Source organism: Microcystis sp. LEGE 08355, assembly GCF_015207185.1.
GTDB classification, from domain to species: Bacteria; Cyanobacteriota; Cyanobacteriia; order Cyanobacteriales; family Microcystaceae; genus Microcystis; species Microcystis panniformis.
Window position 1 is genome coordinate 1 of sequence record NZ_JADEXI010000065.1, and the last position, 13,367, is coordinate 13,367.

Consider the following 13,367-nt stretch of genomic DNA (forward strand, 5'->3'; position numbering starts at 1 on the left):
CCCTACACCCCACACCCCACAACCCCACTGAATTACTGCTCACTGATAACTGAAATGGCCGATTCTGAACTACAGCAACAAGTCCAAAGATTACATCGACTGACGGTATGGGGTCGTTGGTTATTCGTGTTGGGTTGTTGGTTAGGGATTGGTTCGGCGAGTTTATGGGTTTTATGGGATGATATAGCCTTAATGCGGCAATATTTTACTTGGACAGCCCTTAGATACGCTTTAGCTTTCAATTACTGGCCTTCTATCGGTCTAGCCTTTTGTTTTGCCATTACAGGAGCAGTGTTAGTCTGGCAAAGTCGCAACATTATTTTAGGACTTTCCCCCAGGGAAAAACTGCGCTTAGAGCAAAGGGTGCAGAAAATTCGGGCCGAAGGGTCGCGTCATCCCCTCTGGCGCTGGATCTTAAAAAGCAGGGAAAAAGACTTACAATAATAAAGATTTGCTGAAAGCTGACGGCTAGAATCCCCACTAGATATAATTCTTTACGCAAAAACTATTGACTTTTGAATCCACTTATGACCGTGACTCCCCAAGCTCCTCCGAAAACTCGCCGCGTGGTTTTTCCCTTCACCGCTATTGTCGGCCAGGAAGAAATGAAATTATCCCTAATGCTCAACGTCATCGACCCCAAAATTGGCGGGGTGATGATTATGGGGGATCGAGGTACGGGAAAATCGACCACAATTAGGGCTTTAGCCGACCTTTTACCAGAAATTGACGTAGTTGCTAACGATCCCTTTAATTCTGACCCCAATGATCCCGATTTAATGAGCGATGAGGTGCGGCAAAAGGTGGATGAATCCATTCCCTTGACCATTGCCAAGAAAAAAGTCACTATGGTAGATCTGCCCCTCGGTGCGACGGAGGATCGGGTCTGTGGCACGATTGACATCGAAAAGGCCCTGTCAGAAGGGGTAAAAGCTTTTGAACCAGGATTGCTGGCCAAAGCTAACCGCGGCATTCTCTATGTGGATGAAGTCAATTTACTTGACGATCACCTCGTCGATGTGCTATTAGATTCGGCCGCTAGTGGTTGGAATACGGTGGAACGGGAAGGAATTTCCATCCGTCACCCGGCCCGGTTTGTTTTGGTGGGATCGGGCAACCCAGAAGAGGGAGAATTGCGCCCACAACTGCTCGATCGCTTCGGAATGCACGCCGAGATTCACACCGTCAAAGAACCACCTCTACGGGTCAAAATCGTGGAACAGCGTGCGGAATTTGATGGCAATCCCCTCTCGTTTTTAGAGAAATATAACTTAGAACAGGAAGAACTGCAAAGAAAGCTAGTGGAGGCCCAGAATCTTTTGCCTTCTGTGGAGCTTGATTATGATCTGCGGGTGAAAATTTCCGAGGTTTGTTCCGAGTTAGACGTGGATGGATTGCGCGGCGATATCGTTACCAATCGCGCCGCTAAAGCTCTGGCCGCTTTAGAAGGACGGACAACTGTGACGGTAGATGATATCCGTCGGGTAATTGTTCTCTGTTTACGTCACCGTTTGCGGAAAGATCCCCTAGAATCGATCGATTCTGGTTATAAAGTCTTGAAAGCTTTTAATCGCGTCTTTGGATTAGAGGAAAATTCCTAAATCTAATTCACCCTCTCCCCGAAGAGAGGGTTTTTGACTGGATTTAGAGATGAAGGCCAAAAAGGGCTAGATGTGGCCGAATAAGCTAGAATTTTATCGATCGCTGTTATCCTCTGGGGGAATGTCGATGTGGGTTGAAAGTATAACACTCGAAAACATTAAATGCTTCCAGAATCAAGAGATTAAATTTATTATTCGTAATCCCGATAATAAACGTCGTCAGGATGCTAAACCTTATCATTGGATCACTTTATTAGGAGAAAATGGAGTAGGAAAAAGCACGATTTTACAGGCTTTAGCTTTACTGCTCGCCGGACCAGAAGCAGCCAAAGAATTATTACCACGTCCGACTGGTTGGATATGTAATCCCAAGACACCGGGTAAATTAACCGCAGTGCTTCATCAAGAAGATGGGGATGCGGGAAAATATGGTACGGATAAAACTCGAAAAACTTTTGCTTATTCCTATTTTGTTACAGGCAAGGAAAGGTTAGAGTTAGGAGGCAGTAAGGACAAACAAACCTATACAGAACCAGCATTAATCGAAGAAAATAGCAAAATTTTAAGTTGGTTGCGAGCCAATGCTTTTGCCTCCGATAGTCGTGGTTGGTTTGCCGTCGGTTATGGAGCTTTCCGTCGTTTGACACGAGAGAATCAACGGAATATTCCTAGTCTTGAACCCCCGCAACGCTCTAGCAACTTTTTCAGCCAATTTAATGAGGATACATCTTTAAGTTCTTTTGAGAGATGGATGGTGTATTTAGATTATCGAATAGCCAAAAATCCTGAAGATAGTCAAGCCAAACAAATGAAAAAAATCGGCGAAGAAGCAATTACTAAACTGTTACCCGGTAATGTAGAAATTGCTGAAGTAACTGCCGATGCCTTGATTCAGTTTCTAGTTAACGGTCAAAAAGTTCCAACCATTAGTTTATCCGATGGTTTTCGGAGTATGATTGCTTTAGCTGGGGATTTAATTTGGCGATTATTACAATCCTTCCCCAATCTAGATAACCCCACAGAGGCTTCTGGAGTCGTCTTAATCGATGAGTTAGATATTCATTTACATCCTTCTTGGCAAAGGGAAATTGCTGGATGGTTACAGGAAGTTTTTCCCAAGCTTCAATTCTTTGTCGCTACTCATAGTCCTTTAATCGCTGCTGGTGCAGGGGAAAATTCTTTAACCCTACGAATCGATCTGGTAGAGGGTGAATTAGAGATTGTAGAAATTCCTTATTTAGAATTAGCGGCTAATGTTGATCGTACTTTAACAAGTGCTGCTTTTGGTTTGAAATCAACCTATCCCACTGATACAGAAAATAAAATTAAGCGTTACCACCAACTAAATCGTAAAAATAAAAATCTGGCAGCAGAAGAAAAGGAAGAATATGAACAACTGTCATTATTTGTTGGAGAAGTTAAACCCTTTGGCGAAATTAGTCAACCTAATAGTTTAGAATCCCGAATTGATGCCTTACTAGAGGAGCGTTTATCTTGATTCCTGTCACCAGAATATCAGAGCCACGCGTATTAGCTAAAAATGCCGCTCGTTGGCTAGAGGCTTTAGAATCAATAAAATCAAACAACAAGGCAACTAAAGCTCAAATTAACCAAGCACAAAATAAATACAGTCATCCGCAAGTTAAAGACGCATTAGTTAAAATGTTTAATGGGAAATGCGCTTACTGTGAAAGTAAGATTACAGTGGTAACTTACGGAGCGATCAAACATTTTTATCCAAAAAGCCAGTATCCTGATCTGACTTTTACTTGGGAGAATTTACTGCTTTCTTGTGATAAATGTAATGATGCCAATCACAAAGGCACAAATTTTCCTCTCGATGATATCACGGGAAATCCTCTGTTAATAGACCCCACGGATGGAGTAAGCGATACGAATACACATCTTGAATTTGTTTGGGATGAAATGGCAAAATTGGCCAGTGTTTATGGTCGGGATCGGCGTGGTCAAATTGTTGAAGATTTGTTCGATCTCAATGGTATGCGTGGACGAAAAGAATTAATTAACTATCGTAGTCAATATATTAAAAAGTTGTTAGCATTATTACGTTACGCAAAACAAGGAGACTCGGAGGTTTTATCTGTACTGCAAGAAGCTTGTCAACCGGGAGCGGAATATTATGCTTTTGCTAGTATTTATATACTGCCTCATTTGCCTCCCTAAAATCAAGGGTAATTATTATCTACAGTCTGAAAAACAAAATTTATCGCTTATTATTCTCACCTTACTTGCTATTTATGTCTCGTCCTGTTGTTTATTTTGCCGTTACTAATCATGGTTTTGGCCATGCTGTCCGCAGTGCTTCGGTGGTAGCTAATATTATTGAACTTAATCCCGAAATTTTGCCGATATTAGTCACCACTGCTCCGCGCTGGTTATTAGATTCCTATATATCTGGAGAATATATTCAAAGACCCCGGGGGTTTGATGTGGGGGTAATCCAATCGGATAGTTTAACGATGGATAAATTAGCTACCAAAGAAAAATTAGAACAAATAATTGCTCAATCAAGGGCAATTATTGCCAGTGAAGTTAATTTTATTAAAACTAATCGTGTGGGTTTAGTTGTGGCTGATTTACCGCCTTTAGCGGCACTAATTGCCAAAAGTGCGGGGCTTCCTTGTTGGATGATCGGTAACTTCGGCTGGGATTTTATCTATCGTGATTGGGGTGAAGAATTTGCCAGTATTAGTGATTGGATCAGTCGTTGTTATAATCAATGCGATCGCTTGTTTAAACTGCCTTTAGCAGAAGCAATGACAGCATTTCCCCATGTTACCGAGGCAGGTTTAACCGGGGGTACACCTCGCTACAGTGAAGAAGAATTGCGACAGGAGTTTAAGCTAAATACCCCTAAAGAAAAAACTATTTTATTGAGTTTTGGGGGGTTAGGATTAGAAGCAATTCCCTATGATAACCTCGCCAGTTTTCCCGATTGGCAATTTATCACTTTTGAAAAAAACGCGCCCGAACTGCCCAATTTAGTCCGCTTACAGGATAAACCAGATCGGAGCTATCGTCCTGTGGATTTTATGCCCCTGTGCGATCGAATTATTTCCAAACCGGGATATAGTACCTTTGCCGAGGCTTTAAAATTAGAGGTTCCGATTGTTTCTCTGATGCGAGAAGGTTTCGCCGAATCAGCGATTTTATTGGCTGGAATCCAAGATTATAGTTATCATCAAATCATTAGCAGTGAAGAATTTTTTCAGGGTAATTGGGACTTTTTACGCCAAGCCCCCCAACCGCCCAGATTAAAGGTTAAACTGCCTAAAGATGGTGCAGAATCGATAGCAAGAGCTATCGTAGAATACTTTGAGAGGCATTAACGAAGCCTGCCGACCGCCTGATCTCAACAAGCAATTTAAATTACGAACAGCTTATCAGCCTCGAAATCGTCAAAAACACCGATAACCCCCGGGGAAAGTTGACGGCCAACCTGAACCTAGACTAGGGAGACAGAAACAAGATCGGGCAGAAAGCCGATACTTGTTACAATAGTTTACAAATCACCCTGCCCCGCCATCGAACTATGTCCGAACAGATGATCTCCCCAGAGACGCAAAACCCAGAAGCGATTACTGTTGAAGTGCAGCCCGTCCATATTCCCGAAGAGCATCGGGAAGATATCGGCCCCATGGATGACAACGTAGCCGAGAGTTGGCGCTACAATCCCCAAGTTATTAACGACTATTACCGTCGGCGACCTCTAGACGTTGTGGGGAGATTAATCGAAATTGCCCTACCGGTTTTATCTTTTGTCATCGGTATCTGGTCGGATAAACTGCGGGGAAAATCGCCGAAAAATGAAATTAGACGGGCCGTACAATTGCGGGAAATGTTGACCAAATTGGGACCGACCTATATTAAAATCGGTCAAGCTCTCTCTACCCGGCCTGATTTAGTACCGCCTTTATATTTAGAAGAATTAACCACTCTCCAGGATCAAATACCCTCTTTTCCTAACGAAATTGCCTATCGTTTTATCGAGGAAGAATTAGGTTATTCTCCTGAAGAAATTTATGCAGAATTATCCCCCAATCCCATAGCGGCCGCTTCCCTAGGACAAGTTTACAAAGGTAAATTAAAAACCGGAGAGAAAGTCGCCGTTAAAGTACAGCGTCCCGATTTGATTCGCTGTATAACTTTAGATGTGTATATCATGCGTAGTTTGGCGACTTGGGTGAAAGGTAATATTAAAAGACTTCGCTCCGATTTAGTGGCAATTACCGACGAATTAGCCGCTCGTATTTTTGAAGAAATTAATTATCTTCACGAAGGACAAAACGCCGAAAAATTCGCTCAACTTTATGGTCACATTGCCGAAATTTACATCCCCAAAATCTACTGGAAATATACCGGGCGACGGGTTTTAACCATGGAGTGGGTGGACGGCACAAAATTAACTAATATCAAAGAAATTCAAGCCCAGGGTATTGATGCCACCCACTTAGTTAATGTGGGGGTGCAGTGTTCTTTGCGTCAATTACTTGAACACGGATTTTTCCATGCGGATCCCCATCCGGGTAATTTATTAGCGACTCCCGACGGTAAATTAGCTTATCTTGATTTCGGCATGATGAGCAATATTGAACCCTATCAACGCTACGGTTTAATCGAAGCGGTGGTGCATTTAGTCAACCGGGATTTTGAGTCTTTGGCCAAGGATTACGTTAAGTTAGACTTCCTGTCACCAACCACCAATTTAGAGCCAATTGTTCCCGCTTTTTCGGAAGTTTTCGGTAATGCTTTGGGGGCGAGTGTGGCAGAATTAAACTTTAAAAGTATCACCGATAAAATGTCGGCGATGATGTATGAGTTTCCCTTTCGAGTTCCTGCCTATTATGCCCTAATTATTCGCTCGATGGTGACTTTAGAGGGAATAGCGATTGGCATCGATCCTAATTTTAAGGTACTGAGTAAAGCCTATCCTTACATTGCTAAACGTCTGCTCACCGATCCTTCCACGGAGTTGCGAGATTCCCTGCGGGATTTATTGTTTAAAGACGGTACTTTTCGCTGGAATCGTTTAGAAAATCTCCTGCGAAATGCTAAAGATTCTAATGATTTTAACTTCGAGAAAGTCACCGATCAAGCGTTAGATTTTCTTCTGTCAGACAGGGGTGTATTTATCCGCGAAAAATTAGTTAATGAGTTAGTCAATGCGCTAGATAATTTCGGTCGTCGAACTTGGTTTAATCTCACGGTTAATTTCCGGGAACAGGTGGGTTTAGCGGTGCAAGAAACTCCCCCAGAATTATTAGGTGATGCCAAGACTTTTGAGCATCTTCGCAACATCTTTAGTATTTTACAGGAAACAAAAGGATTCGATGCCATGGCTATGGTGCCAGTGATGACTAAACTAATCGCTAAACCGGAAACCCAACAGATGGGACAAAAAATTGCTGAAGGTTTGCTACAAAAATCCCTAGCGCGTTTAATTCGTTACCTAGTTCTCGAATTTGATAGACCAAATCATCAGCAAAATGGAGAATTACCGAAAGCTTTACCCGCTGCCGATTAACCTCTGTTCGGTCAATAAATGCCGTGAAATAAATTTCACGGCTCCGAGAAAAACGCTAAACTGTTTTTAAAGTTTTTTTATCCTAGCCGGTTAACGGGGTTTGAAGGTGACTTGTAAACCGTCGCGAGGGTGGGGAGTGGGGATAGAGGTGAGGGTGAGATCTTGATTGGGGAGTAATTGCCAATCGTATTTTTCTACTAAACGGACGGCTAAAATTTTCATCTCTAAACGAGCGAATTCTTTGCCTATACATTCGCGTAATCCCGCACCAAAGGGGATATATCCGTAGGGTTTTTCCTCGGCTAAAAAGCGATCGGGATCGAAGGTTTCAGGACGAGAATAAATATTATTATCTTTATGGGTATTGCTGATTTGATACTGCACTATCCATCCTTTCGGCAAATGATAACCGTTAAATTGACAGTCTTCTATTACCCGACGGAATCCTCCTCCCACGGGGGGAGTAAAACGTAATACTTCTTTTAAAACGCGATCTAAATAGGTCATCTGTTTGAGGGTATCAACGCTTAAAGGATTGGATATATCAAAATTAGTTATTTCCTCCAATACAAGCTGAAAAATATCGGGATGCAGTGCCATTTGTAGGCAGAAAGTGGCGATAGCGGAGGTTAAAGTTTCATGACCGGCAAAGAGTAATAATAGCACTTGATCCTTTAATTCCGCTAAGGATAAACTTTGACCGTTTTCGTCTTTAGCTTGTAAAAGTATAGCAAGAGCATCCTGGCCGGGGTCATCATTTTTTTGTCTTTCTAAAATGATAGTCTCGATCGCTTCCAGTAATTCTTCTCGACAGCGTAATGCTTTGCCGAAAGCTGTCCAGGGAAGGGGAATGGGAAGGGTAAATAGTCCCGCACACCAAGTATCAAAAGCTTCTCCTAATTTGGTAGCAGAACCCTGATCAAGACCGACAAATAATTTACAGGCGATATCGAGGGTATAGTTTCTTAATTCAGGATACCATGACAGGGTTTTTGCAGTTTGCCAACGCTCTAAATAGTGAGCAGTAATTGTTTCTACCGTAGGGATATAACTTGCTAGGGACCGGGGTTGAAAAGCTTGATAGATTAAACGACGACGGGAAGCGTGAACATCTCCCGTATGCACCGCTAAAGATGCGCTGCCGAGGAGAGTTTTGGTACTTTTAGGCCAAGTTGCCGCAAAGTATTTATTCTCGTTGCTGAGGAGAAAACGGTTAGCTTCGGCACCGGATAAAATAATCGTGGGACTGCCAAAAATATGAGTACGGAAAAGTTGACCATATTTATTATGACGTTTACTGGCAAAATCCCCATCGGTCAAAAAAGCGATTGTTTCTCCTAATAGGGGTAATCCGAAACTGCCGGGGGGTAGGGGTAAATCTTTGCTTATAGTCATCGCTGCCTCTAGGGTAAAACTAATCAGTTGCCGTCGATTAACCCTGTTTATTCTAACCTAAAGCACCGGAGAATTCATCCCCTAATCTAGCCTGACAATTAGCGATCGCACTTGACCAAGGCAAGTATCTAAGTAGGAAGGCACAATTATTTGTAGGATGGGTTAGCGGTAGCGTAACATAATCGGGCGTTGGGTTTCATGCTTCAACCCAACCTACGTTCATCTTATATTTAATTCCACCCACCTACTTAGGCAAAATTAATCACAGATATCGCCAGTCAGTTAACAGCGAGAATTGCCGCCAATTGACATTTTTTAAGATCACCGCCATAATCACCCATTGCTAATAGTAATTCGCGGCAAACGATGCTTAAAACCGCAGAGAATCTCCCAAGATATCGTACCTAAATCCCGCGCCCAATCGTCGGCGGTGATGCACTGTGGGCCGTCTTTACCGATAAGGGTGACGATTTCCCCTGTTTTTACCTCTGGAATCTCGCTCACGTCAATCATTAACTGATCCATGGTTATCGCGCCGATTTGGGGTACTAAACGTCCTCTCAGGGATACTTTTAAACGATTGGAGAGATTGCGGGGAATTCCATCGGCGTAACCGATACCGACCACAGCAATACGGGTGTCTTTTGCCGCTATGTACTGATGACCATAACTCACTCCCGAACCGGCGGCAATGGTTTTGACTTGGGCAATGCGCGCTTTTACTTGTAGCACCGGTTGCAAAGGGACTTTATCGGTGAGATGATCGGCAGGATAAAGACCGTAGAGAGCTAATCCCACTCTAACTCGATCGTAGTGCAGAGATCGATCGCTTAGGGTAGCGGCAGAGTTGGCTAAATGCAGACAGGGGGGATGATAACCTTTTGATCTTAACTCGGCGATCGCTTGTTGGAATCTTTGTCGTTGTAACTGCATGATTTCGGGATTGGGATCGTCAGCCGTGGCAAAATGCGAGTATATACTGGCAATTTTCAGGTTAGGAGCCTCTAAAACCTGTTCGACGAATTTGGTGCCGTTTTGCCATGGTGTACCTAAGCGAGACATCCCCGTATCTAGTTTGATATGGACCTGCAGCCGCTGCTCTAAGCGTCTCATCACGCTGGCAAAAATTTGCACCTGTTCGATTTGCACCAGGGTGGGTTGCAATTGCCAATGGGCTAAGGCTGCCACTTCTTCCGGGGTATTGACTGCCCCTAAAATCATAATTGGGGCAACGATTCCCGCTTCCCGTAGTTCGATACCTTCCCCGATAGTCGCGATGGCTAAAGATTGCGCTCCGGCTTCTAAAACGCTGTTAGCCACCTTAACTGCCCCGTGTCCGTAAGCATCGGCTTTAATTACCGCCATTAATTCCGTTTTTGGGGCTAATAAGGCCTTGACTTTTCGCACGTTTTGTTGTAAGGCAGAGCGATCAATCTCTACCCAAGCACGATAGCGAATTACTTCCGACAATTGATAATCATGACGGTTTTTGGGCGGATTGATGATTTTTGATTCGATGCTAAACGTCACTCGCTCACTCCTTTGCACACATAACCCAATTTATAGCAAAAGAAAACCGAGAGGGCTAGGAAAAAAGCCTGAAACTCCTCTGGATTTCCTCCTTTTTGCCTGTGGAATCTGGGTTTTAAGATGAATGGGATGTTAGGAAGTTCCCGAAAAAATTGGCAGTTAGGGTTATCGGTGTTAGGGGTTAGGGTTTTTCCGTAGAGAATGAACAGTAACGGGTAATCAGTGACAAGAAAGTAGCGAAGTTTTCACCTAACACTATCTCAGTGGTTGGACAGAAGTGAAGTTAACTGTGGGGTAAGGAATGCCAAAAAGCCTAGACTTAAGATAAAATTATATCCAACCAGATGCAGTATAGGAGTTTAGCCAATGTCTAACGAAACTGTTACTTATTCCCTAGAAGCTGTCCTCACAAGGATTGAGGGGAAGATCGATAAGATTGATGAGCGCTTGACAAAAGTAGAAATAGGATTAACCGATCTCAAAGGAGATATTAAAGTGTTAGACGAGAAAATCGAAGGCATGGACAATCGGCTAAAATCAGTGGAAGGAACCCAAAAAAATCAGGTCTGGACATTAATTATCCTTTTGGGGAGTGCCATTTTTACGGCCGGATGGAAAGTATTTTTTTCCAGTAATATCTGATCTTTCTAATTCTCAACAAGACTACAGTTAACCGCTCCTGAAAGAAAATTTTCTTAAAGCCTAGACTTAAGATAAAATTATATCCAACCAGATGCAGTATAGGAGTTTACCCAATGTCTAACGAAACTGTTACTTATTCCCTAGAAGCTGTCCTCACAAGGATTGAGGGGAAGATTGACTCGCTTGAGAAGCGGGTTAACGAAAGATTTGACAAGGTAGAAGATCGGTTAACCAAACTAGAAATAGGAGTAACTGATCTCAAAGGTGATATTAAAGTGTTAGACGAGAAAATCGAAGGCATCGACAATCGGCTCAGATCGGTAGAGGGAACCCAAAAAAATCAGGTCTGGACATTGATTATCCTTTTGGGAAGTGCCATTATTACGGCTGCTTGGAAAGTATTTTTTTCCAGTAATATCTGAGTTATCCAATCCTCAATAAGACTACAGTTAACCGCTCCTGAAAGAAAATTTTCTTAAAGCCTAGACTAAGATAAAATTATATTCTAACCAGATGCAGTATAGGAGTTTAGCCAATGTCTAACGAAACTGTTACTTATTCCCTGGATGTCGTCCTTAAAGAAATCAAAGACAGCATCAAGGAAGTTAGTCAAAAATTCGATAAGATTGATGAGCGGTTGACAAAAGTAGAAATAGGAATAGCCGATCTCAAAGGGGATATTAAAGTGTTAGGCGAGAAAATCGAAGGCATCGATAATCGGCTAATATCGGTAGAGGGAACCCAAAAAAATCAGGTCTGGACATTGATTATCCTTTTGGGAAGTGCCATTATTACGGCTGGGTGGAAAGTATTTTTTTCCAGTAATATCTGATTTCTCCAATCCTCAACAAGACCACAGTTAACCCAACACAGTTGACCAGATTTCCTCATTGCTTATTTCCCAATACAAAAACGGCTAAAAATGCGATCAAGTACCGATTCAGTTACTTCTTCGCCAGTAATTTCTCCTAAAGCTTGAATGGCAGTACGCAGATCGATCGACCAAAAATCAAAAGGCAAATCTTGGTCAATTGTTTTTTTGACCTGTTCCAAAGCAATTTTCGCCCTAGTTAAAGCGGCCGCTTGTCGTTGATTAATGGCCAAATCCAAATTAGCCGCCTGTAGTTCTTGATTTTGGACAGCATTAATAATAGTTTTTTCTAATTCTTCAATACCCTGATTTTGGGCGGCCGACAGCTTGACAACTCGCTCAATTTCTGCTGGATAAATTACCGTTTCAGGATTGGCTAAATCAATTTTATTAATCACTAAAATTAATCGGCGATCGCTGACAGAGCGATAAATTTCCCCGTCCTCCTGGGTCCATCCGGACTCTGCGGAGACGGTTAAGAGAACTAAATCAGCAGACCGGGCCGTTTGACGGGAACGTTCCACCCCAATTTGTTCAACTCGATCGCTGGCCGAGCGAATTCCAGCCGTATCGAGGACTTGTACGGGAATTCCCGCCACAACTAGCTGAGATTCGACGATATCGCGGGTAGTGCCGGGTAAATCGGTGACAATCGCTCGATCGCTCCGACTCCAAGCATTTAACAAACTGGATTTACCCACATTCGGCCGCCCCACGATCGCCACTTTCAGACCACTACGCAGCAATTCCCCGCGCTCGGCGGTGGCCAAAATTAAATTTACTTGACAAAAAACCTGTTCTATGCTATGGAGAACCGCCTCGCAATCCAAGGGCGGTAAATCCTCTTCAAAGTCAATACGGGCCTCAATTTCAGCCAAAATATCGAGACAGGTGGCCCGCAAATGGCGGATCGGTTGCGCGAGTTTCCCCTGCAACCCAGCGAGGGCAAATTGTGCCGCTTGGGGAGAACGCGCCCCAACGAGATCGACGACGCTTTCGGCTTGAGTTAGGTCAATTCTGCCGTTAAGAAAGGCACGCAGGCTAAATTCCCCCGCTTGTGCCAAACGCGCCCCATTTTCTAGACATAACTGTAACACCTGTTGTACGGGCATAATGCCGCCATGACAGTGAAATTCCACCACATCCTCGCGGGTGAAAGAGCGGGGCGCTAACATGAGCAACAGTAAAGCTTCATCGATAATTGCTTGACTTTGGGGATGCCGGATATAACCGTAGAGAAGACGATGACTTTCCCAGGGTTGACGATTGCGGGTATGGAAAAGCCGACGAGCGATCGCCACTGCCTGACTACCAGATAAACGGACAATACCGATACTACCCTGTTCCGGAACGATCGCCGTAGCGATGGCGGCGATCGTATCCCCTGTGTTTAACATCTCTCAATCACTCCTTGCTAAAATTGAAGTTGGTATCAATTTTGTCAGCATTTATGCCCGAAAATATGCGCTCACGGTCATTAAAAGCGAAAAATAAAGAAAATAGCCTAATTAATCGTCTGATGCGCTTCTGTCGCTACTGGTGGATTCGCTTGGTGCGATTACAGGGACATCCGATCGAAATCGCTCGCGGGTTAGCGGTGGGGGTGTTTTCTGGGGCCTTTCCTTGGATGGGATTACAGATCATTATTGCGATTTTTTTAGCTTTCTGTGTGCGGGGCAATAAAATCGCAGCAGCGGCAGCCACTTGGGTGAGTAATCCTTTTACATATATTCCCCTGTTTTTGTTTAATTATAAATTGGGAGAATTGTTTTTAGGTCAAGGA

General features: G+C 43.4%; 13 protein-coding genes. 10 read left to right on the forward strand and 3 right to left on the reverse strand.

Going from position 1 to position 13,367, the window contains the following annotated elements; all coding sequences use genetic code 11:
• The first annotated feature begins 54 nt into the window (after positions 1–54).
• From IQ242_RS05370 to IQ242_RS05395, 6 genes are all read left to right on the forward strand, one after another.
• Positions 55–444, forward strand: coding sequence for a hypothetical protein (locus IQ242_RS05370; protein ID WP_044034869.1), 390 nt, complete (start codon positions 55–57; stop codon positions 442–444).
• An 83-nt stretch (positions 445–527) separates the two neighbouring features.
• Complete coding sequence (bchI, locus tag IQ242_RS05375) at positions 528–1,601, forward strand: magnesium chelatase ATPase subunit I (RefSeq protein ID WP_193959275.1); 1,074 nt, start codon at positions 528–530, stop codon at positions 1,599–1,601.
• A 70-nt stretch (positions 1,602–1,671) separates the two neighbouring features.
• Complete coding sequence (locus IQ242_RS05380; protein ID WP_228020835.1) at positions 1,672–3,099, forward strand: AAA family ATPase; 1,428 nt, start codon at positions 1,672–1,674, stop codon at positions 3,097–3,099.
• Positions 3,096–3,785 carry an HNH endonuclease gene (locus IQ242_RS05385; protein WP_052276918.1) on the forward strand — a complete coding sequence of 230 codons (690 nt, stop codon included), beginning with the start codon at positions 3,096–3,098 and terminating at the stop codon, positions 3,783–3,785. Before IQ242_RS05380 ends, IQ242_RS05385 begins: the two co-directional genes overlap by 4 nt.
• Positions 3,786–3,859: 74 nt before the next feature.
• Positions 3,860–4,951 (forward strand): glycosyl transferase, encoded by a 1,092-nt coding sequence (locus IQ242_RS05390; protein ID WP_193959276.1) that lies wholly within the window; start codon positions 3,860–3,862, stop codon positions 4,949–4,951.
• Positions 4,952–5,154: 203 nt separating this feature from the next.
• Entirely contained in the window at positions 5,155–7,146 is a 1,992-nt protein-coding gene (locus tag IQ242_RS05395) for an AarF/ABC1/UbiB kinase family protein (protein ID WP_193959277.1), read from the forward strand.
• A 90-nt stretch (positions 7,147–7,236) separates the two neighbouring features.
• Here the strand turns inward: IQ242_RS05395 and IQ242_RS05400 are convergent, their stop codons facing one another.
• Both IQ242_RS05400 and alr read right to left on the reverse strand, forming a co-directional pair.
• A complete protein-coding gene (locus IQ242_RS05400; protein WP_193959278.1) occupies positions 7,237–8,541 on the reverse strand; it encodes a cytochrome P450 in 1,305 nt (434 codons plus the stop codon).
• 333 nt (positions 8,542–8,874) lie between these two features.
• Positions 8,875–10,071 carry an alanine racemase gene (alr, locus tag IQ242_RS05405; protein ID WP_193959279.1) on the reverse strand — a complete coding sequence of 399 codons (1,197 nt, stop codon included), beginning with the start codon at positions 10,069–10,071 and terminating at the stop codon, positions 8,875–8,877.
• 366 nt (positions 10,072–10,437) lie between these two features.
• On the opposite strand from alr, the gene IQ242_RS05410 reads away from it, so the two are divergent.
• The 3 genes from IQ242_RS05410 to IQ242_RS05420 all read left to right on the forward strand — a co-directional run bounded on the left by IQ242_RS05410 (position 10,438) and on the right by IQ242_RS05420 (position 11,545).
• Complete coding sequence (locus IQ242_RS05410; RefSeq protein WP_193959280.1) at positions 10,438–10,713, forward strand: polyhydroxyalkanoate biosynthesis repressor PhaR; 276 nt, start codon at positions 10,438–10,440, stop codon at positions 10,711–10,713.
• Positions 10,714–10,826: 113 nt separating this feature from the next.
• Positions 10,827–11,135, forward strand: a complete 309-nt coding sequence (locus IQ242_RS05415) for a DUF4164 family protein (protein ID WP_052276913.1) — start codon at positions 10,827–10,829, stop codon at positions 11,133–11,135.
• 113 nt (positions 11,136–11,248) lie between these two features.
• The gene (locus IQ242_RS05420; RefSeq protein WP_052276912.1) at positions 11,249–11,545 is read left to right on the forward strand and encodes a polyhydroxyalkanoate biosynthesis repressor PhaR; all 297 of its coding nucleotides are present in this window, start codon (positions 11,249–11,251) and stop codon (positions 11,543–11,545) included.
• A gap of 62 nt (positions 11,546–11,607) precedes the next feature.
• On the opposite strand, the gene mnmE is transcribed toward IQ242_RS05420, so the two are convergent.
• Positions 11,608–12,981, reverse strand: coding sequence for a tRNA uridine-5-carboxymethylaminomethyl(34) synthesis GTPase MnmE (gene mnmE, locus IQ242_RS05425; protein ID WP_193959281.1), 1,374 nt, complete (start codon positions 12,979–12,981; stop codon positions 11,608–11,610).
• A 53-nt stretch (positions 12,982–13,034) separates the two neighbouring features.
• Here mnmE and IQ242_RS05430 point away from each other — a divergent pair.
• On the forward strand, positions 13,035–13,367 hold a 333-nt coding region (locus IQ242_RS05430; RefSeq protein ID WP_193959283.1), incomplete at its 3' end, for a DUF2062 domain-containing protein.